Source organism: Armatimonadia bacterium (assembly GCA_039679385.1).
Classification (GTDB): Bacteria; Armatimonadota; Zipacnadia; order Zipacnadales; family JABUFB01; genus JAJFTQ01.
Map to the genome: position 1 here is coordinate 14152 of JBDKVB010000138.1, position 20060 is coordinate 34211.

A 20060-nucleotide genomic window follows, 5' to 3' on the forward strand; every position below is an offset into this window, starting at 1 on the left:
CGGTGCCGTGGGCCGGTTGTCGTGTAAGTCGAAAGGGGACCGAGGGGTATGACGCCCACCATCCTTTTGATCGGGGCCTTCATCCTGGGCGCAGTGATGATTGGCTCACTCGTGCTGGTCTTCGTGGGCTCGAATGACCGCGGCAGGCAGCGCCTGGCTACCCTGGAAGCGAAAGGAGCGACCTCTGGCGAGGCCACGGTCTCTACCACCGGGGCACGCGCGGACAACGCACCGACGCTAACCCGTGCCCTGGAGAACAGCGAGTGGGGGCAGGCGCTCCAGGTGGGGCTGATCCGCGCCGGATGGATGCTGCGGCCTTCAGAGTTTGTCGCCCTGTGCCTGCTGGTCGGCGCCGGCACCGCCGCGCTGGTGATGCTGATCTCCCATAGCCTGATCACGGGCATCCTTGTTGGTCTCGCCGGCGTGGTCGCGCCTCACTTTGCGCTCAAGAGCCGCCAGCAGAAGCGCATCAAAGACCTCAGCGCACAGTTGCCTGATGGCCTGGACATGCTCGCAGGATCGCTGCGCAGTGGCTTCTCAGTGCTTCGCGCGATGCAGGTCGTACGTTCGCAGATGCACCCACCAATCGCCGAGGAGTTCGGCCGCGTGGTCGACGAGGTGCAGTACGGCATCCCGCTGGAGGTCGCCCTCGACAACCTGGTAGAGCGCAGTGGAAGCTATGACCTCGAGCTAATCGTCGCAGCCGTGCAGACCCAGTTGGCGGTCGGTGGTAACCTCGCTGAGATCTTCGATAGCATCGCTGAGATGATCCGTGAGCGTGTGCGTCTGCTCGGCGAACTGCAGGCGGCGACCGCTGAGGGCCGGCTTTCTGCCGGCATCCTGCTGGCCATGCCCTTTGTGATGGCGCTCGCGGTGAATGTCATGAGCCCGGGCTACCTGGCACCACTCTTCCATAGCCAGCTGGGGCTCGTTCTTGTGGGCGTCGCCCTGGTGATGATGGGGCTTGGCACCATCATCATGCGAAAACTCATCGAGATTGACGTCTGACGGGTCAGAGGGAGGCGGGCAAGTTGGTACTCGTATACTCTATCGTGGGCTTGATGTTTGCGGGTGTGGCTGTCCTGGTCGTCGGCTCCTTCCTTGAGAGCCGGTCGATCCGCGTCCGCGAGCGCATCGACCGCATTCAGTCCTCGCAGTGGGCTGGCGGATCCCCCCTGGCTCGCGAGCTGCAGAAATCCCTGTATGAACGCGCCATCAAGCCGGCCCTGAGCAAGGCAGGCTCCACTATCCTGCAGATGACCCCGGGAGGGGCCGTCGATACCGCCAAGACAAAGCTGGAAATGGCGGGAGGACCCCAGTCCTTGTCGGTCGCTACCTACCTGGTCCTGCGCGCCCTGGCCTTGGCCGCCGGAGTCCTCGGTGCGATCGCCATCATGGTCATGTGGCAGCACGGCATGCTCATACACCGTATTGGGGCTGCCGGATTCGCGCTCTGTGCAGGCATGATGCTGCCAGAGTATCTGCTGGACAACTCCATTCGGAAGCGGCAGTACATCATCACCAAGAGCCTCCCCGACATCATCGACCTGCTGGTCGTCAGCGCAGAAGCCGGAACCGGTCTCGATGGCGCTCTGGCCGAAGTCGTACGGCGCAAGAAGGGGCCGCTACCTGATGAGTTCCGGCGGGTGCTCACCGAGATCCGCCTCGGCAAACGACGGATGGAGTCTTGGCAGGACCTCTCTGAGCGCTGCGGCATCGAGGACCTCAAGAACCTGGTGGCCGCCCTCCATCAAGCTGAGGAGTTGGGTGTGAGTATCGCCAACACCCTTCGCGCCCAGTCCGACTCCCTGCGGACCCGCCGGAGCATGCGGATCCGGGCGGCTGCAGCTACCCTGTCGGTCAAGATGCTGTTCCCGCTGATCTTCTGTATCTTTCCATCGCTGTTCGTAGTCGTGCTGGGACCTGGCGTAATGTCCATCAACTCTGCCATGAGCGGCCTGGGCTGGTAGAAGCAGCCTGACCCACGTCGCCACACGTCGCCCTCGCATGGTGCTCGACAGCGGGAGGGTAACGATTTCGTGTGATGCGGAACTTGACGGATTATTGAACGGTTGGTTAGTATGGTATTGAGACAACCGCAACGCGCACTCTGGCTCCTTCCGCTGGGGCGGCGAGGGCGCCACAGGGTTGTCAGTGCCCGGGAGCGCGGATGGGCATGAGAGTACTCATCACAAGTCAGGACATCCGGTCCTCCGAGATCGGGGCTGACTTGCTGACACAACGAGAACGGGACTGGGAGGTCATTTCCTGCCACGGTGCTGAGGCTTGGCGCGAACTTGACCGTGGCGGGTTGTGGGATATAGTCGTCTGGGACCTTGAGCTGGGGCGCTGGCCCCATCGCAGGGGAACGGAGCGCCCGGTCATTGTGGCCTGGTGTGCGCCGGAAGACAGTGGGGCTCTCTCCGAAGCCATGGCCCAGGGCGCCGACTACCCTCTCGTCAGGCATCAGGGCTGGGAGAGCTACTTCCCTGAGGTCCTCGAGTGTGCTGCCGAACGGGCTGCGGAGACCAAGGGCCGCCGCTCGGAGCAAGACTCCGTGGATGCCCTGCGGCTGGTGCAGCAGAGCCTGCTCGGGAGCATGTCCGAACCGGCCCTGGTGACGAACAGCCTTGGGGCTATCACGCACTTCAATGACGCTGCGGAGCAGTTCTTCGGCCACGATTCCGCGGCGGTCATCGGGGCAAGGCTCGGGCTCTTCTTCGAGCCCTCATCCCTTGCGGACGCTGTACTCGGTGTCTTGGCAACCGGCAGGTCGGTCCGGGAATTACGGTCCGAGCGCGGACTTCTGGAAGTCAACGAGGATGCTCGCGGGATCCTCCTGCGAGCCTTTCTACGCCGTTGCGACGGCAGCTATGCGCTCTGTGACGTGAAGCTGCGGTCGGTAAGCTCGGCGGCCGGTCGCTTCGACGGATGCGTGATGGTTGTGTCTGAGAGTGCTGCCGGCGGCGAAGAAGCAGCGCGTGAACTGGCACCGGCAGCCAGACTGACAGTGGGGGCTCTGGAGGCCGTAGCGGTGCCGCTGGCCGTTGTGGACGGCACCGGCACGGTACTCCGCCAGAACCGGGCGATGGAGGAGTTCCTCCGTGCGCATGGGATAGCCGCCTCCCAGGGACGCCGGTTCCAGGAGTATCTGTCTGATCCGCAGGGCCTGGTACTGGCCCTTGCCGAAGTCAGCCGCGGCCGCAGTGCCGAGATGCCCTCCCCGGTCACCTTTGTTGGGCGTGGCCCGGCACAGAAGCTTTACCTTAGCCCCGTTCTGGACGGCACGGGTCGGATGGATGCAGCGGTCCTGGTGCTCCAGGAGTGGCAGGGGACGACGGGCAAAGAGAGGGAAGGCAACATCACCGACGCCAGCATCAAGGCACTCACCGCAGCACTGGACATCGTCTCGCGACAGGCCGATCCTGAGGCAATCCTGGCAGGAGTACTGGAGGCGGCAGAGGTCCTGGTTGGCGCCGAGATGGGCATCGCCGTCGTGCGCGTCGGCGACGCGGTGCAGATGGCCCGGGCGAGTCGCGCGGTGTCCCAGGTCTCGACGCAGGCGCTTCAGGAAGCCCTTGAGCAACGGGTGAGCATGGGCTCGGCCCCGACTCATCCCGCTGTCTCGCAGGTGAACTCCATCCAGGGTGGCCCGAACGAGGAGGCACTCCGCAACGTCCTGACCACTGAAGGCGTTCGCACCTTGTGCGAAGCTCCATTCCGGGTGGCTGGCGAGGTGGTGGGTTGGATGCTGCTGGGCAGACGGCGCAGTGACGAGTTCGCGGACAGTTGCAGTCCCCTTACAGAGATTCTGGCAGGCTGTGCTGCCAGCCGCGTTCACGCCCTGGGAGCGACACGCAGGACCCGGTCGTCGGCAACCTCCCAGGAGAAGCTTCTCGAGGTTTCGGTTGCCCTTGGTGCAAGCCGAGACCAGGCGCAGGTGCTGCGGACGGTCGCTGAATCGGCCCTTGATATCATCAACTCCGAGTGTTGCTGCGTGCAGTTACTGGACGAGGAAGGGCAGCAGTTCGAGCAGGACTACACGGCTTGTCGCGCTGGGGTCAGCGCCGCCTGCGGGCGTAAGTCCAGCGAGTTGGTCTGGGAGTCGATCCGCGGGGGCAGGCTGGCCGTACAGACCTTGCCCTTGCTGGAGGGCCAGACTGAGGCAGCTACCGAGGCGGCGGTGCCGATGCTCGTCGATGGCGACCCGCTTGGTGCCATCATCTCGCGGGCGGCCCCGGGCAAGCCTCACACCGATGCCGAGCTGAGTTGCCTACAGCTCCTCGCAGCCCAGGCATCAGCGGCTCTCCATAGCGCCCGGCTCTACGAGGTCTCCAGACGCCGCAGTCAGCACATGGAAGTGATCGCGGCCCAGGCGTGGCAGGAAGAGGCCCGTGCCCGCGCTCTCTTCGAGGTTGCGACGGCCGTGTCCGAGAAGACCGACCTGCCCGAGATCCTGACTGTTGTCACCAAGAGCGCCTGCGCTGAGATCGGTTTCGAGCGGGCACGAATCTACCTGGCTGACCAGGAGCACCTCACCCTCGTGGGAGAGCTGGAGGCGAGGGCCGACGTCGTTGAGACCGTGAAGGAGCTCGATGTCGTTCCCCTGCGACGAGAGCCGGGCAACCGTCTGGCCGAAGCCGCCCTGGGATCGGCTCCGTACATGATCGATGCGGTCGAGGACACCGAGGTCGGAGCTGTCAGTCGACACGAACGGCTCTATGTTCCCCTGGCTTCGCAGGGCATGCTGGTTGGGCTCTTCGTGGCGGACAATCCGCAATCGGGTGCCCCGATCTCGCCGCAGCAGACGCGACTCTTGCGTTCCCTGGCGGGGCTTGCGAGCGTCGCCATTGAGCGAGCCCGTGTAGAGAAGCTGCGTGGAACGCTGATCTCGTCGGTCTCGCACGAGCTACGAGCGCCCCTGGCTTCCATTCGGGCTTACAACGAGTTGGTGTTGGCAGGCGACGCGGGTGCGATCAATGACGAGCAGCGGCTGTATCTGGAGCGTGTCGAGAAGGCCTCGGCCCGCCTGGAGAGGCTGATCGCCGACCTGATGAACCTGTCCAAGCTGCGGGCCGGCGAGGTCACGATCACCAGGGCACCGTCCGACCTGTCGCACATCGTTCAGAGCGTCATGGACACCATGACGCCGAAGGCGAACGACGCCGGGGTCGTGCTGGAGATAGGCCCAATCGACCCCCTTCCGGTCACCGTGACCGACCAGGGCAGACTGGAGCAGGTCCTGACCAACCTGGTGGACAACGCGATCAAGTTCAACAACGAGGGCGGTTGGGTGCGCGTCAGCCTTCGTGGCGAAGGGGCAGAGGCTGTCCTCAGTGTGGCAGACAACGGACCTGGGATACCCAAGTCAGCCCAGGCCCTTATCTTTGAGGAGTTCCAGCACGGAACCGACGCACGTAGCAGAGGGAAAGAGGGCGCTGGGCTGGGCCTGGCCATCGCGAAGCGGGTCGTTGGTGTGCTCGGCGGACGTATGTGGCTGGCGAGCGAGCCCGGACGTGGCTCGACCTTCTACGTCTCGCTTCCGCTGGAGCCCGTCGCCGAGCAAGTCACGGCAGCCGAGGCACAGCAGCCTGGTCTGCCTATGAATCTGGGGGATACGCATGAGCGGGCGCAAAATACTAATCATTGACGACGACGAACTGCTGGTGGGCGCAATCCAGCGGAAGTTCGAAACCGCCGGATTCCAGGTGATCACGGCGACCCGGGGCGGACAGGGCCGCGAGCGGGTCAAGAGCGAGAGCCCTGACCTGGTGATCCTCGACCTTGCCTTGCCAGATGATGACGGCACGGACATCTGCCGAGATGTCCGCGCCTTCTCACGCGTGCCGATCATCATGCTGACCGGCAGGGCCGAGGAGACCGACCGCATCGTCGGCCTCGAGCTTGGCGCCGACGACTACGTGACCAAGCCCTTCAGCCTCAGCGAACTGGTCGCACGCGCTCGTGCCGTGCTGCGCCGCATGGAGCCGCAGCGTGAACCGCCCAAGGAAGAGCCTTCCTATCTTGAGGGCCTGGGCATCACCGTCGACCTGCGCGCACACGAGGTCAAGGTCAGCGACTCGGCGATCTCCCTGACGCCGACCGAGTACAAGCTGCTGGTCGCCCTCATGAAGCGGCCGGGCGAGGTCGTCAGCGCTCAGGAGCTGCTCGATGAGGTCTGGGGATACGACGAGTACGACACCCACCTCGTCGAGGTCCACATCGCGAACCTGCGCAGCAAGGTCGAGGCCGATCCGAAGAACCCGGAGCGCATCCAGACGCTGCGGTCCTTCGGCTACCGCTTCGGGTAGACGCCGCCAAGGCACTACCTACGCAACAGGAAAGAGACGCCTGGTAACAGGCGTCTCTGTTGCTTACCGGCTCAGGAGCCTCAGGACGGCCTCGCGTCTGCCCAGCAACGTCTCCGGCAGTTGGTCGAAGTAATGGGGGCTGACGAAGACCCCTGGCACAGGTGCTAACAGTTGCATCAGCTCCGTCGCCTTGTCACCTGAGATGGCACCGGAGGCCAGCTCCCTGCGCGCGGCTTCCAGAAGCGCGACGTCCTCGAGCCCGTCGCGGATGACCTTCAGCCGCAGCGATGGCACCGTAGCCCCGCCATCGGGGGATGGGTAGACGACCCAGCCGTTGCCGTTGTGCACACCACCATAGGGGAACCCCGAAGGCTTGTCGTCCAGCGTAAGCGTCTTCCAGAAGTCCGGCCCGAAGGTGTACGCGCTCCCGGCCCAGATGAAGATCGCCCTGGCGCCGAAGCAGTGCGACATCCAGATGGCCAGGCGATGCTCCAGCGCCGGGTTGTCGATCTGCATGTTGGGCGCCTGGACCAGCGGTGCGCGCATCTGCCACCGGACCGGCAGGTGGCAGTAGTAGTGCCACAATTGCGGCGTCTTCACGTGACGCTGGCTCTCCGGATCATACCCACTGGCAGACAGGTCCGTCATCCAGGCGTCGCAGCCCTGGGCCATGTCCGCCTGGCCGTCCGAGGCCAGGTAGACGCGGATCCCGGGGTACTTCTCATGCACCATCCGGCAGAAGGGGATGTTCTCGTTGAGGAAGGTCTGGGCGTCCGGCTCGTCACGGTTGCTGTAGACCCAGGTGTTCTCCAGCCATCCCTTCTCACGCAAGTGGGCGTACAGTGAGTCGAAGTCGACGTTGCGCGTGCCCGGACGATCCACGTCGAACATCCGCTGGCCGTGCGCGGCGAGGAACTCGCGAAGGCTATCGAACTTGGCGGGATCTGCCGGGTCCCACTGGCCGCGGAGAGCGTCCACGGGCACAACATGGTGGTCGAGAGCCAGCGCGCACAGGTCCCGGTACTGCTCCTCCGACAGCTTGTTGCGCCGGAACCAGGAGACAAAGGGGTAAGCCTTCGGATCAAGTGTCAGCCCACCGACAACGCGGACCGGCACAACCGCACCGGCAGTCTCTCGGCCGTCGCTGAGGGCAACGCGACAGGTGACGGTCCCCGTTTTCATTTCCGCCGGTAGGTGCACATCGACCCAGAAGACGCCGCAGTCGGTGCCCGAGACCGCTACGTGATCCTCGGGCAGCAGTGGGTCAGGCCAGCGTTCGGAGTGGAACCGCGGATAGGTGGCCGCGGCAGAGGTCTTGACGAAGACCTCGCGGTAGACTTCAACCTGTGCGCCGGGTGCCTCAACAGTCAGTGTGTAGGTAGCCTCCTGCGCAGCGATGCGGGGAAGCGCCACAACCTGAAAGCTCTGGGTCTCTCCGGCGGCGGCCCAGCGCTCGCGGGCTGTGATCGCTGCCGAACCGGCGGGCGCGGCTTCGCCGCGGAACCAGTACTTGGTCGGCCATACCTTCACCAAGTCATGGGTGATCCCCAGGGCGAAGGCTGCCTGCGGTCTGTCTGCGAAGATGGCCTCGAACCGTGCCAGTTGGTCGCTGAAGGCCAGGCCCCAGGGGTCGACGGTATCCTTCATGCCCTGCTCCACCTCCGGAAGCTCGGCAGGCCAAGCTCCGGCAGCCAACAGGAGCACCAGCATTGCGGAAAGCCCCAGCACCCCACCCAACTGCGTTAGGTCCATGTGCATCCCTCCAGTGAAACGGGTGAAGCAATGTTGGGCGTTACTTCGCTTCCCGAGCCCTGCCTTCCTGCGCGGAGGGTACGCCGGGCAAGAGGGCGAATAGCCTAACACTACAGGCGTCTGGCCCTGCGAGGAGGAGGCACGCTATGACTACTGAATACCGCACCGACGACTGGAACACCTACAAGATGCAGACCCGCGAGCCGCACCGCGAACTGGAGCCGCTGGATGCAGAGATCGCGGCCGTTGACGGCGCACTGGCGGTGTTGCAGCAGGCAGGAATCCTCCCGCACATCGACTACGATCAGGAGCGCTTCCTGGCGCATCGCAAGGCCGTCGCGGAGTCCTTCGAGATCCCCTGGACTGCCATCACGCCACGGATGCAGCGTCTCCTGTACGCGATCAGCGCCATCCGGCAGCCCCAGACCATGATCGCAGCGGGCGTCTTCTGTGGCAACACCTTCATCTCGAACGCGGGTGCGGGAGTGGGCCCCGGTGCCTGCTACGGAGCGCAGGAGCTGATCGGCGTCGAGATCAAGCCTGAAGAAGCCGAACGGGCAGAGCGCAACGTGCGGCGAATCGATCCGACCGGCGTCGCCCGCGTTGTCGCTGCCGATGCGGTCGAAGTTGTCGCGGAGTACCCCGGCTCACTCGGCCTGCTCTACCTGGACGCCGACGGCGACAGGCAGCGCGGCAAGGGTATCTACCTGGAGATCCTGCAGGCCGGGTACGACAAGCTGACGCCGGGAGCTGTGATCCTCGCCCACAACAGCGTCAACTGTGCCGAGCGGCTCAAGGACTACCTGGCCTTCGTGCGCGATCCCGCAAACCTGAGCGCGAGTGTCAACGTGATCTTCGACGGTGAGGGCCTGGAAGTGTCCGCCCGATGATCGGCACTGGCTGCCCTGTGGGCAGACCTCTGTGCATCGCGGGAGTGCTGCGCCGACGATGAACACTTTCCTGGAACTTGCTCGCACGCGACGCAGTGTCCGGCGCTACCGTCCCGAGCCGGTCCCCGAGGAACTTCTCGAAGAGCTCCTCGAGGCGGCACGTTGGGCGCCCTCAGCGGTCAACACTCAGCCCTGGGAATTCATCGTCGTCACCGACCCTGCGCTCAAGCAGGAAGTGGGGAAGAGGGCACGCTACTTCGGGGTCGGCTGGCCGCATATCCACGAGGCTCCGGCACTGATCGCCGTCTGCGCAAAGCGCCTGACGGCGTTCTCGCGGGACGACTGCATCTTCGCCGGTGCCAACCTGATGCTGGCGGCCGCTGACCGAGGTCTTGGCACCTGCTGGATCGGCGGCTTCGACGAGAGCGTCCTGAAGCAACTCCTGGCAATCCCGGAGTCGTATCTCCTGCCGGGCTTTTGCACCGTCGGCTACCAGGAGGGAGAGACACCCGCGCCCCCTCGACGCGAGCTGCACGAGATGATGCACCGGGATGGCTTCGCCGGCCGCCATGCCTCGCTGGGGCGTTGGGCAGGCCCGCTCGAAGTGCTGCTGCGGCTCCTCAAGCTCCAGTTTCGGCGTCGGCCTCGGTAGCCTTGCCGGCCGGTCCGCCAACTCTACCTGGAATCGAAGGGCCGCCCCTTGACTGGGGCGGCCCTGTGTCTCTGCGGGATCACAACCGGCTACTTCGCCGGTGGTGGGGTCGACGCGGGAGCCTGGTAGCCGCAATCGCCGGGCTCCAGGAGACGGTTCCGCAGGTCTGCCTGCGACTTGTCGAAGATCTCGCCGTCCACGCTGAGGATGCGCGGGGTCACGAAGATCACCAGTTCGGTATCGATGGTCGTCGAGGACTTGCCGCGGAACAGCGCGCCGATGATGGGGATATCTCCCAGCAGTGGGATCTTGCGGTCTGTGGTCTCCTTCTGGCGCTGGCGCAGTCCGCCGATGATGATCGTCTCCCCGTCCTTGGTGCGGACCGAACTCTCTGCCTCTCGGCTGCTCAGCAAGGGCAGACCGGTGGTCGGGTCCACCTCGCTGATGTTGCTGACCGCTACGTTGACGAGGGACGTGATCTCCCCGTTGCCACCGGTCCAGGGCCTGATCTTGAGCTGGACGCCGACCGGGACAGCCTCGATGCGCTGCTGGAGCTGTCCGCCACTGTTGTACTCCACGAGGACGAATCGGTCCTGGCCGATGAAGATATCCGCAGTCTTCCCATTCACGGCCGCGATGCGCGGATTGGAGCGGATCTTGGCCCGGCCGGAACTGGTCAGGGCCTCCAGGGTAGCCTTGAGTTTTGAGGTCGAGGCCACCGTCTTCGTTAGTGCGCCCGCCGCAGCATCCTCAAAGCTCACGCTGCCGTTGGAGCTGTCGGTGCCGAAGCGTTGCTCGTTGCTGCTGTAGAGCCAGCTAAGGTCGCGTTCGACCCCGCCGGTGTTGGTCAGCTCGACCGCCACGACCTCCACCATGATGAGCGGAGGCGGGATATCGACGCTCTGCAGGTCGCGCTGGATCTTCTCCAGCATCTGCTGCGGCGCCGTGGCAACGACGGCATTCTGCTCTTCGTTGGACTGCAAGTATTTGGTCAGGAAGGTCGGCAGGAGCTCCTTGGCATCCTCAGCCCGCAGGTAGCGCATGGGGAAAGACGCTGTGCCGCTGCGGTTGTAGGTTGTGAGGTCGCGCGGCACGCCTTCGCTGAGCATGTAGACGTCGCCATTGGTTGAGAGGGCAAGTCCATAGCCGGTGGCAATCGCCTGGATCACCTCCAGCGGAGCCATGTCCTTGAGGTTCACGTTCACCTTGTGCGCGACTGCGTCATCCAGGGTGATGTTCAGGCCGGTCTGTCGGGCTACCTCGGCAATGGTCTTGTGGATGTCTGCCCGCAGCGCCCGCAGTGTGACCCGGCCGTCAGCGACGTTCACGGACAGGAACTCCTCCTGCTTGCTCTTCGCCCCGGTCTTTGCGGCCTCTCCACCTTCCGAGCGCAGGGGCGCATCTATGCTCAGGATGAAGGACCGCTCGTCGGTGCTCCCTACCCCCTTGAAGCGGCTGCGCTCCGAGAGGGTTACCTCCATTACGATACCGGTCCCGCCCTGGGCGTTCTGCGGGGTGTAGAGGACCACAGTGCTGACCGGAGGGGTCTCGACGTCGATGAAGTGTTCGTCCATCTTGAGCCGCGCACCGGGGAAACGCACGCTGATGAACTGGCGCGGCGAGCTATCATCGCCGCTCTCCCAGTCCCACTTCAGGATGCCGTCGGCCTTGACGGTGATCTGCACTGCGTTGGATGCCGGGTCCGCCTTGACCTCAGTGATGTTGCACCAGGTCTCAGCGGAAGCCTGCCCGGCCATCGCCAGTAGGGCTCCCAACACCAACAGAAGCGGGATGAAGGAGCGCGGCACGGCCGTAAGCCGACCTGTCAGTCTTCGGTTCATGATCTCGCCACCTTGAAGGCACTGCCGAGGTCCTGGAACGTCGGGGCTGGAGCTGGGCCTCCGGGCGGTGCGGTTCTGGGTGCTCGAAGTCCCATTGTGCCTACTTGCTGGGAACTGGGATGGCTTCCTGTTGCGCCGGCAGTCGCTGGATTGGAAGCGGCCGCCTGCGATGGTAAGTCAGAGCTGATCTCGTTGACCTTGGCCTCTTCCACACTGAGGAACACGATCACGTCGGTCAGGGCGCTCTCCTCGTCGGTGTCGGTCAGCAAGTCCCCAACAAGGGGAGCCGAGGCCAGAGGGGACAGACTGTCACGTGTCTTCTCCACGGTACGAGTGCGCAGGCCGCCGACGACGATTGTGTTGCCGGCCAGGATGCGGAGCGACCCGTCGGCCTGCTGCTGTGCGACGATGGGCGCACCCTCTGCGGTCCTGCCGATGAGGTTGTCGGCGCTGATCTCAAAGGGTACCGTGATCGTGCGTCCGTCTCCTGTCCATGGCGAGGTGCTCACCCGCACGCCTACATCGACACTGCTCAACTGAACTCTGATCCCCCGCCAGCTCTCTCGCACCGACTGGTAGTACTGGCGCTTGCCGACGAAGACCGTTGCCTCGCTGCCGCTGAGAACGGTCACAGAGGGCCGCACATCGGTTTGTACGCTTTCGTCCTCCAGCAGGTGGCGCAGGTCGACGAGGATATGGTCGAGCTTCTCGGTCACCACTCCGACCTGGATCGACCCGGACACCGGCGTGAGGCTCACAGAAGTCGTCCCGCGCTCGAAGAGTGCGTTCAGAGTGCGAGTGATGGACTGCGACCTTTCAGACTGCAGCACGACCATCCGCACCCGCAGTTGCTTGCCCTTCTGGTCCAGCGCCCTGATGTCGCGCTCGATCTTGTCGAGGAAGCTCTCGGGCCCGTAGGCGATAAGGGTGTTGCTCTCGACGTCCGTCTTCACGTACCGGAGGGCGAAGTCGGGCAGGAGCTTGATTGCATCGCCTACGGAGATGTTCTGCAGGCGCACCTTGCGAACGCTGGCCGACCAGTAGGAGCTGACGTCGACCACATCGCCTTGGCTGATGTAGTAGGTGCCCCCGTGCTCGTCGAGTTCCAGGCACGCGGAGCTACAGACTGCACGCAGAAGCTCATCCACGGCCATATGGGGCAGGTTGGCCGTGACCCGACGGTCGATCGACGGGCTCACAACGATCGGCTGGTCTGCGAGCCGGCTAACCTCAGCTATCACGTCGCCGAAGGGTGCGTTGACGGTGCGAAGGGTCAGGCCCTCGGCGCAGGGCTCAACCATCATGCTCTCGCGAAGAGGCCCGGCAGCTCGTGCCCCGGCATCCGCCTCCGCCTCATACTGCCGGTCGGAGTGGACGGTGAGGATAAGCTGACGCCGGTCGTCGGACAGGATCAGGTCCACCTGCACCGGGACCACTATGTTGTAGCGGCCCCACTCGGCCACGGAATCGTTCTGCTGCATGGCACCGATCTGAGCGGGTATGTAGGTGAACAGCGCTACCTCAAGCCCGACACCCTCCTGGGCATCTGCCGGAACGGACAGAGTGATGTGGCTCACCGGGTAGATGCCGACGTCCACATAGCGTCCGACTTGCGAGCGAGCATTGTAGAGGCTGATCGGGAAGCGCTGTAGTTGGGCCGGCAGGTAGCGCCGGCGCCGCTGATCATAGGCGAAGAAACTCTCGCTGGCATTGGCGGTCAGGGTTCCGTCGGCCTGGAGGATGATGCGTATCGCGTTGCTGAGGCGCTCGACCTTGGCCTCGGTAATGTTGACGTAGTTCGACGAGCTGCCCCAGGTGTACTGGCAGTGCGCCGGCTGTGCCCCGGCAAGCACCACCAGGACCAGGGCGGCCGACCAGCGCAGACCCAGCCACGATACACGCCAACCGAGGTCGATCGGTGGGCGTGCAGACTGCGGCCGGTTGTCATAGCCAAGTGCGGGCATTGACCGTCTCCGTGGCCGGGTTGTAGGGTCGGACTCCTGGTGGCAGCCGATCGCTTCGGCTGCTACTGCGGGCCTGCGGTAGCTGCAGTGCTTGGCGTCGTGCTAAGCCCGTTCGCGTTGAAGTGGTCGCGAATGCGCGTCTCCTCTTCCGCGGGGAGATGCCCCTTCTCATCGAGGACCCGCGCGGTGATGAACACCGCGAGCTCGACGTTGGTGTTCTCGATGCGCTTGGACTGGAAGAGCCGGCCGATGATCGGTATCTCGCCGACGATGGGGATGCGACTGCGCTTCTCGCGCAGTTCCGACTGGCACAGGCCGCCGATAACGACCGTCTGCCCGTCCCTCACACGCACGGTGGTCTGGGCCGTGCGTTTCGTCTTGGTCGGGAGTCCCGTGGCGGGGTCAAGAGCGCTGAGGGTGCTGATCTCCTGGTTGATCCAGAGGATGATCTCGCCCTGGCCGCCGGTGAGGGGACGCATATTCAGCCGCACACCGGCGTCGATCGAGTTCGTCTGGCCGCGGCCGGGGATGTTCACGGGCTTGGTCAGATAGCGCTGCTGGCCAATGAAGACGTTTGCGTACAGCCCGCTGATGGTGGCGACTCTCGGGTTCGCTCGGACGCGGGCCTTGCGCTGTGTGATGAGGGCATCGAGGTTGGCATAGAAGTCCCGAGGCAGGTGGGTGATGGCGGTTAGCACCGTCTGGCCGGTCAGGGAGTCGGTGGTGAGGCCGAGACTGTCGTTCTGGTACCCGAGACTCGCCGAGAAGGTGTCCGTCGACACGTCGGTGTACTCGACAACCAGCACATCCAGCATGATCTGGGCTGCCGGGATATCGAACTGCTCCACATCGCGCCGGAACTTGTCCAGCACTGCGCGTGGACCAGAGAGTACGACCGAGTTCTGGTCGGTGTTCATCTTCACGTCGCTCTGCAGGAAGATGGGAAGGAGCGACCGGGCACGCGCGGGCTGCACGTACTTGGTCGTAACGGCCTCGATCTCGCCGAGCATATAGGAGGAAGGCTTCTTGGGCACGCCCTCGCTGACGACGTAGACCTTGTTCACCTCGGAGAACGAGAAGCCGTACGCATCGACGAGGAGGGCGATGATGTCCTTGGGCTGCTTGCTGACGATGTTGATGGTGATGTTGCCCTGAACAGTATCGTCGACGATGAGGGGGAGACCGGCGGCCGCAGCCACCTTGGAGAAGACGTCATGGGCGTCGGCATTGACAGCGAAGACCGACATTCCCTTGTCCGACATCGAGACCGAGAGGCTCGGTTTCTCTGAGTCGGTGCCGGTAGCCGGCGCAGCAGGAGACTCTGTGGGTCTTGGACCACCGGGCGGGCCACCGGCGCTGCGGGTGAAAGTGGGCCTGGTGGGACGGGGCGGCGGCGCTTCCTCGTCTCCGTCTGCGGCCAGGGCTGGACCGACAGCGAAGATGATGCAGGTGAGGAGGGCGATAAGGGCGGTCAGGCAGCGGGCCTTGCTGGAGTCGAGCATAGGCATCCTCCTGCTTCTCCCTGGGAGTCCCGCAGGGGCCCTTGCGGGTCCCTGCAGGTCCGTCACTTGTCATCCGTTACTGCGTCAGCAACCTCACTCGGCCAGAGGCCTGGACCGATGTTCCAGTTAACGCAACATGGCCTCAGCAGCGGGCCTCAGGAAACGGGCGCCATGCCTGGGGCTGAGCATATCAGCTTTGTCAAGGGCGCTCAGGGCAACTCGGGCCCAGGCGCGTGCGTCTTCGGTATGGTTGGTGTCGACCGCAGCGGCAGCGCGTGTGAGGGCAGTGGCGGCCGTGCCACTCCACGCCAGAGCAAGCATCTCACGATTGGTAATGGCCAGCCCGCCTACCGGCGCATCAAGGGGACGGCGTGCACCGGCGCGCAGGCATTGGTTGAAGGCTTCATCAGCGGCCTGGAGTTGCTCCGTGCGACCCCACCGGGCGTGCCGGAACAGCTCCTCCAGAGCTTCAGGATCGAGTCCGTCTTCACGGATGCCCAGACGCACGAAGCCCAGACACAGGGCCGCTTCGGCCAGTGCCGGGTCGATCCGCAGAGCCGTCTCCAGATCCGCCTGCGCCCCCGAGACATCGCCTCCCGCCAGCCGCTGGACCCCTGACTGGTACACTGCCCGGGCACGCGTGGCCGGGCAGTTGAAGTACCAAGCAACAGCGCCAATGAGGGTCAGGACGAGAAGCGCGCCTAGAAGGTTCAGCCCCCAAACAAAGTCATCTGCGTTGCGACCGGCGCGCTGTGGCCGCGGTTTGAGCCCGGCACCCGGCGCTAGGCCCTTGCCGCCTTTCGCGATCCGCTGCCAGGATTCCTCCACCGCCGGCAAATCCTCAGCCGCGAGTGGCCCGCCGGGCGCTGGGGATGCGGACCCAGCAGGACTGGGCTGCGGGACCCCGGGCACCCCAGAGGACTGCTCTCCCTCGCCGGGAGCCTGCGAAGTCTCGTCCCTGGGGTCCAGGTCACGGTCTCGGGCGTCAGTCACCGAAAAACACCTGATAGACTCGCAGCCAGGATAGCATCGACTGCGAGTCTACCAGATTCCAGTCCCCAGGGACAGGGGGTGTCCCTGGTTTGCCGTGAGCGATGGTTCACGGCACGACGCTAGCTCAGCTCGGACAGTACCTTCTCCATTGCGTCGGCGCTCTGCTCGGCCTGGTCGATGGTGATGACCAGCGGCGGTGCCACACGGATCACGTTGCCGTGGAAGCCGACGCGTCCACAGACGACGCCCTCGGTGCACATGCGCCGGATGATCTCCATGGTCAGATCGGGCGCGGGCTCCTTGGTCTGGCTGTCCTTGACGAACTCCAGGCCGATGACGAGGCCCTTCCCGCGGGCTTCGCCGAGGACGTTGTAGCGCTCCTCCATCTGCTTGAACCGCTCAAGCAGGTAGGCGCCAATCCGTGCGGAGTTCTCGACCAGGTGCTCCTGCTCCATGATATCCAGAACGGCATGCGCCGCGGAGCACGAGACCGGGTTCCCGCCGGTTGTGCTGCTCATGTCACCGGGTGGCAGTGTGGCCATGATACGGGACTCCGCGATCAGGGCCGCGGTCGGGATGCCGCTGCCGATGCCCTTGCCCAGGCATAGTAGGTTGGGGCTGAGCCCCTCGTGCTCGATGCAGAACAGCTTGCCGGTGCGCCCGAAGGACGCCTGCACCTCGTCAACAATGAATAGCACCTCGTGCTGGCGGCACCACTCCTGGACGCGGGTCAGCCAGCCGTCCGGAGGGATGATGAAACCAGAGCTGCCCTGGTAGGGCTCGACGATTACCGCAGCCAGGTCGCCGGTGGAGGTGGTCTCGACTACGCGGTCCATCCAGCTCAGGCAGTAGAAGTCGCAGTTTTCGGGCTTCATGCCAAAGGGGCAGCGGTAGCAGTAGGCGTAGGGGCTGTACAGGCAGCCCGGCATGAGCGGACCCCACTGCTTCTTGGTGCCCATCTTGCCGGCCATGCTCATTGAACCCCAGGTGCGACCGTGGAAGCCGCCCCAGAAGGACAGCATCTCGTGCTTGCCGGTGAAGCGCTTGGCGACGCGCATCGCGGCTTCGGTTGCCTCGGCCCCGGTGGTGAGCATGAAGCAGGTGTCGAGGTTCTTGGCGCAGGTGGGCATGGCCTCGACCATGCGCTTCGCGAGCGTCACGCGCTCCGGGGTGGGGAAGTCGTACGGGTTCATGAGCCGCGCAACGGCTTCCTGGATCTTCTTCACATGGTGCGGGTGGCAGTGGCCCACGTTGGCGACCAGAACGCCGGAGGTCCAGTCGATGAACTCATGGCCGTCGACATCCCGCACGATGCAGCCTTGCGCACTCTCCCACACGATGGGTGCCTGCTGGGAGGTGCACCCCGGCTCGTACTGTTGCGATATGGCAATGTACTCGGCCGACTTCGGCCCGGGCAGTTGGTACTTGGGCATGGTATCTCCTCCGGCGGGGCGCTCTCCGTTCTCGCCGGTTTGTGATGTCCCTGACGGGAGAGCGCTCCCGCGCCTTCACTGATTGTCGGTGCTACTCGTCGAGAGTGCCTTCACGCAGGCCCATGGGCAGCGGTGCCGGCCGCTCGCAGGTGCTGCTCAGAGCGACGGTCGCGCCCTTCTCTGCAGCGTCGTACAGCGACTGCATGATGTCGAGCACGTGGAAGGCAAGGTCACCACTGGCGCGATGGGCCCGACCGGACTGCATGGCATAGGCCATGTCGGCGGCGCCGATGCTGCGGTAGTTCTCGGTGTAGACGTGGGTGAGAGGTACTTCCTTCCACTCACCGGCACGCCAGACGCTGACCGGGCCGCCGAAGGTGTTCGGATCGGGAACGCTGAGCGTGCCCTCCGTTCCGTAGACCTCGATGCGCGGCAGCCGCGAACCCCAGACATCGAAGCTCGTGGTGATGGTGCCCACTGCGCCACCGGCGAAGTGCAGGATACCGTTCACGTGGGTCGGCACCTCAACGTCGATCAGGGTCCCGTACTTCGGCTTGCTGGTGATGAGACGCTGCGGGAAGGAGATCGTGGCCGCGCTGGCGACCTTCTGCACCGGGCCGAGAAGGTTGACCAGTGTGGTGAGGTAGTACGGGCCCATGTCGAAGAGCGGGCCGCCGCCTGCCTTGTAGAAGAACTCGGGGTTCTCATGCCAGTGCTCTGGGCCGTGACCCATCATGAAGGCGCTGGCGCCCACGGGTTTGCCGATCCAGCCGTCGTCGATGAGCTTGCGGCAAGTCTGCAGGCCGCCACCGAGGAAGGTGTCCGGAGCGCAGCCGACGCGCAGGCCCTTCTGGCGCGCGGACTCGATGACCTTCAGACCGTCCTCGCGCACGACTGCGAAGGGCTTCTCAGTGTACGCGCACTTGCCGGCTGCGAGGGTCTTGAGGCTGATCTCGGCATGGGCGGCGGGGATGGTCAGGTTCACAACGATGTCGATGTTCGGGTCTGCCAGCAACTCGTCTACCGTGCAGACCTTCGGGACCCCGTACTCCTCGCCCTTGGCCTTGGCGACCTCCATATTGATGTCGCTGCAGGCGGCCGTCTCGAGGATTGGGAACTTCGCAGCAGCGCTGAGGTACGCACCGCTGATCTTGCCACAACCGATGACGCCAATTCTGACCTTCTTCATGCTGTTTCTCTTTCCGTGGATACCCTAATCCACATCAATGAGGATGACCTTGACAGGTACGGCTGGGAAATGCCTCTTGAGACGCTCGATGTCGTACACGAGCTGCTCGCCGTAGGAGACGCCACTCGACATCTCCCGGTGCAGCGAGTGGCACGGCACGATCTCAACGCCGACGTCGCACTTGCTCTCATTGAAGAAGTACTGGAACTTGGCCATGTCGTAGAACATGAACGCGTACTTGCCGAACTGGACCTCTACCAACACTCGATCCTTGACGAAGTCGACTTGCTTGTATGCACCGGCTATCGCGACCTCGGAACCGGGGATACGGATGGTGTAGGTATCCCTGAGCTCCTCGAAGCCACGAGAGCGGAACTCCTCGGTGAAACGCGCATTGAGTTCCTTCGGAGAGTAGAGCATCCGACCGACCTTCGTCTTCTCGCGGCTTTCCTTGTTCTTCCCGATCTGGCTGATGGCCGAGATTGTGGCGTCGATCTCGGCGCCAATCTCCGGGTAGCGCACGAGCAGTATCTCGGCTCCGCCAAGGTGCGAGTACTCGTAGACCTTCTCCATGGGCGCTGTACCCCCCGATGTCTGTGCGATCACCAGTCGAGCGGACGCTGCGACAAGGTGCTGGACGGGTCGGGCTCGTAGACCGGCTTCCCCATGGGGCGTGTCCGCAGAGTACCGGCTACCTCAGCGTCAACGCGCCCTTTGGCGATCTCGAGATACCGAGCCATGATGTCGGCCCCTGCACAACGTCGCCCGTGCCTCACGGCAGCGACCGCCGTGCTCCCGACGCCGATGTAGGGATCGACGACCAGACCATCGGGCAGGGTCATGCTCAGCACCAGCCGCTCGATCAGCTCCACGGGAAACTGGCAGGGATGCTCGGTCTTCTCCACGTGGTTCGACTTCACGTTGGGAATATCCCAGACGTCCGTCGGGTTCTTGCCCAGTGGGTTGCCCGACAGCTCGCCCGCCCTCGGCCCCTTGAAGTGTCTCTTTCCCGGGTACTTCTGAGGCACTCGAACAGGATCGAGATCGAAGATGTAGTCGTCGCTCTTCGTGAACCACACGATCGTCTCGTGGCGGCCCGAGAAACGTTTCGAGCAGTGGAGACCATGCCCGAAGTGCCAGACGATCCGATTGCGCAGTTTCAGCCCAAAACTCTTGAACACGGGGTACAGGGCCATGTCCAGCGGAATCACTTCGCCGTCCGCTGCAATGCAGTTGCCGACCTGCCAACAAATGCTCCCGTTGGCAGCGAGAATACGAACGGCTTCGGAGATGGTCTCCGCCTGCTCAGCCACATAGTCGTCTAGACGCTGGCGGCTCTCGTACTCCTTGCCGATGTTGTAGGGAGGGGACGTGACGACCAGTTGCGCGGCGCCGTCGGGTATCTGGCGTAGCAGGTCAAGCCTGTCGCCCTCGTACAGTGTGACTCTATTCGTGGCTGAATACCGCGCTGCCACCGTTGAGGCTCCGCGGTCAGTCACAGTCTCTATCAGCTGCTGCTGGGGCTCCGCACCC

General features: G+C 64.2%; 15 protein-coding genes. 6 read left to right on the forward strand and 9 right to left on the reverse strand.

Features of this window, described 5'->3' with window-relative positions; translation table 11 throughout:
- Positions 1-48: 48 nt before the first annotated feature.
- The 4 genes from ABFE16_15265 (at position 49) to ABFE16_15280 (ending at position 6311) form a co-directional block, all read left to right on the forward strand.
- A complete protein-coding gene (locus ABFE16_15265; GenBank protein ID MEN6346659.1) occupies positions 49-1008 on the forward strand; it encodes a type II secretion system F family protein in 960 nt (319 codons plus the stop codon).
- 23 nt (positions 1009-1031) lie between these two features.
- Positions 1032-1970, forward strand: a complete 939-nt coding sequence (locus tag ABFE16_15270; GenBank protein MEN6346660.1) for a type II secretion system F family protein — start codon at positions 1032-1034, stop codon at positions 1968-1970.
- Positions 1971-2176: 206 nt separating this feature from the next.
- Positions 2177-5650, forward strand: a complete 3474-nt coding sequence (locus ABFE16_15275) for an ATP-binding protein (GenBank protein ID MEN6346661.1) — start codon at positions 2177-2179, stop codon at positions 5648-5650.
- Entirely contained in the window at positions 5622-6311 is a 690-nt protein-coding gene (locus ABFE16_15280; GenBank protein ID MEN6346662.1) for a response regulator transcription factor, read from the forward strand. The genes ABFE16_15275 and ABFE16_15280 overlap by 29 nt, the downstream gene beginning before the upstream one ends.
- A gap of 63 nt (positions 6312-6374) precedes the next feature.
- On the opposite strand, the gene ABFE16_15285 is transcribed toward ABFE16_15280, so the two are convergent.
- Complete coding sequence (locus ABFE16_15285; GenBank protein MEN6346663.1) at positions 6375-8063, reverse strand: DUF4091 domain-containing protein; 1689 nt, start codon at positions 8061-8063, stop codon at positions 6375-6377.
- Positions 8064-8209: 146 nt separating this feature from the next.
- Between ABFE16_15285 and ABFE16_15290 the strand changes: the two genes are divergently transcribed.
- Positions 8210-8953, forward strand: coding sequence for a class I SAM-dependent methyltransferase (locus ABFE16_15290; protein MEN6346664.1), 744 nt, complete (start codon positions 8210-8212; stop codon positions 8951-8953).
- A gap of 58 nt (positions 8954-9011) precedes the next feature.
- Positions 9012-9605 carry a nitroreductase family protein gene (locus tag ABFE16_15295; protein ID MEN6346665.1) on the forward strand — a complete coding sequence of 198 codons (594 nt, stop codon included), beginning with the start codon at positions 9012-9014 and terminating at the stop codon, positions 9603-9605.
- Between the two features lie 89 nt (positions 9606-9694).
- Here the strand turns inward: ABFE16_15295 and ABFE16_15300 are convergent, their stop codons facing one another.
- The 8 genes from ABFE16_15300 to ABFE16_15335 form a co-directional block, all read right to left on the reverse strand.
- Complete coding sequence (locus ABFE16_15300) at positions 9695-11446, reverse strand: hypothetical protein (GenBank protein MEN6346666.1); 1752 nt, start codon at positions 11444-11446, stop codon at positions 9695-9697.
- The gene (locus ABFE16_15305) at positions 11443-13410 is read right to left on the reverse strand and encodes a hypothetical protein (protein MEN6346667.1); all 1968 of its coding nucleotides are present in this window, start codon (positions 13408-13410) and stop codon (positions 11443-11445) included. Before ABFE16_15305 ends, ABFE16_15300 begins: the two co-directional genes overlap by 4 nt.
- Positions 13411-13472: 62 nt before the next feature.
- Complete coding sequence (locus tag ABFE16_15310; protein ID MEN6346668.1) at positions 13473-14912, reverse strand: hypothetical protein; 1440 nt, start codon at positions 14910-14912, stop codon at positions 13473-13475.
- Positions 14913-15038: 126 nt separating this feature from the next.
- A complete protein-coding gene (locus tag ABFE16_15315) occupies positions 15039-15740 on the reverse strand; it encodes a hypothetical protein (protein MEN6346669.1) in 702 nt (233 codons plus the stop codon).
- Between the two features lie 284 nt (positions 15741-16024).
- Positions 16025-17338, reverse strand: a complete 1314-nt coding sequence (locus tag ABFE16_15320) for an aspartate aminotransferase family protein (protein ID MEN6346670.1) — start codon at positions 17336-17338, stop codon at positions 16025-16027.
- Positions 17339-17429: 91 nt separating this feature from the next.
- Positions 17430-18527, reverse strand: coding sequence for a Gfo/Idh/MocA family oxidoreductase (locus tag ABFE16_15325; protein MEN6346671.1), 1098 nt, complete (start codon positions 18525-18527; stop codon positions 17430-17432).
- Positions 18528-18551: 24 nt separating this feature from the next.
- Positions 18552-19100 carry a BglII/BstYI family type II restriction endonuclease gene (locus tag ABFE16_15330; protein ID MEN6346672.1) on the reverse strand — a complete coding sequence of 183 codons (549 nt, stop codon included), beginning with the start codon at positions 19098-19100 and terminating at the stop codon, positions 18552-18554.
- A 29-nt stretch (positions 19101-19129) separates the two neighbouring features.
- A complete protein-coding gene (locus ABFE16_15335) occupies positions 19130-19966 on the reverse strand; it encodes a site-specific DNA-methyltransferase (protein ID MEN6346673.1) in 837 nt (278 codons plus the stop codon).
- Between the last annotated feature and the right edge of the window lie 94 nt (positions 19967-20060).

Excerpts from the sequence above, each read along its gene's own strand:
- ABFE16_15300 (MEN6346666.1), bottom strand. The coding sequence starts at position 11,446 with ATGAACCGAAGACTGACAGGTCGGCTTACGGCCGTGCCGCGCTCCTTC.
- ABFE16_15280 (MEN6346662.1), top strand. The coding sequence starts at position 5,622 with ATGAGCGGGCGCAAAATACTAATCATTGACGACGACGAACTGCTGGTG.
- ABFE16_15320 (MEN6346670.1), bottom strand. The coding sequence starts at position 17,338 with ATGCCCAAGTACCAACTGCCCGGGCCGAAGTCGGCCGAGTACATTGCC.
- ABFE16_15330 (MEN6346672.1), bottom strand. The coding sequence starts at position 19,100 with ATGGAGAAGGTCTACGAGTACTCGCACCTTGGCGGAGCCGAGATACTG.
- ABFE16_15305 (MEN6346667.1), bottom strand. The coding sequence starts at position 13,410 with ATGCCCGCACTTGGCTATGACAACCGGCCGCAGTCTGCACGCCCACCG.
- ABFE16_15265 (MEN6346659.1), top strand. The coding sequence starts at position 49 with ATGACGCCCACCATCCTTTTGATCGGGGCCTTCATCCTGGGCGCAGTG.
- ABFE16_15285 (MEN6346663.1), bottom strand. The coding sequence starts at position 8,063 with ATGGACCTAACGCAGTTGGGTGGGGTGCTGGGGCTTTCCGCAATGCTG.
- ABFE16_15310 (MEN6346668.1), bottom strand. The coding sequence starts at position 14,912 with ATGCTCGACTCCAGCAAGGCCCGCTGCCTGACCGCCCTTATCGCCCTC.
- ABFE16_15295 (MEN6346665.1), top strand. The coding sequence starts at position 9,012 with ATGAACACTTTCCTGGAACTTGCTCGCACGCGACGCAGTGTCCGGCGC.
- ABFE16_15275 (MEN6346661.1), top strand. The coding sequence starts at position 2,177 with ATGAGAGTACTCATCACAAGTCAGGACATCCGGTCCTCCGAGATCGGG.
- ABFE16_15325 (MEN6346671.1), bottom strand. The coding sequence starts at position 18,527 with ATGAAGAAGGTCAGAATTGGCGTCATCGGTTGTGGCAAGATCAGCGGT.
- ABFE16_15290 (MEN6346664.1), top strand. The coding sequence starts at position 8,210 with ATGACTACTGAATACCGCACCGACGACTGGAACACCTACAAGATGCAG.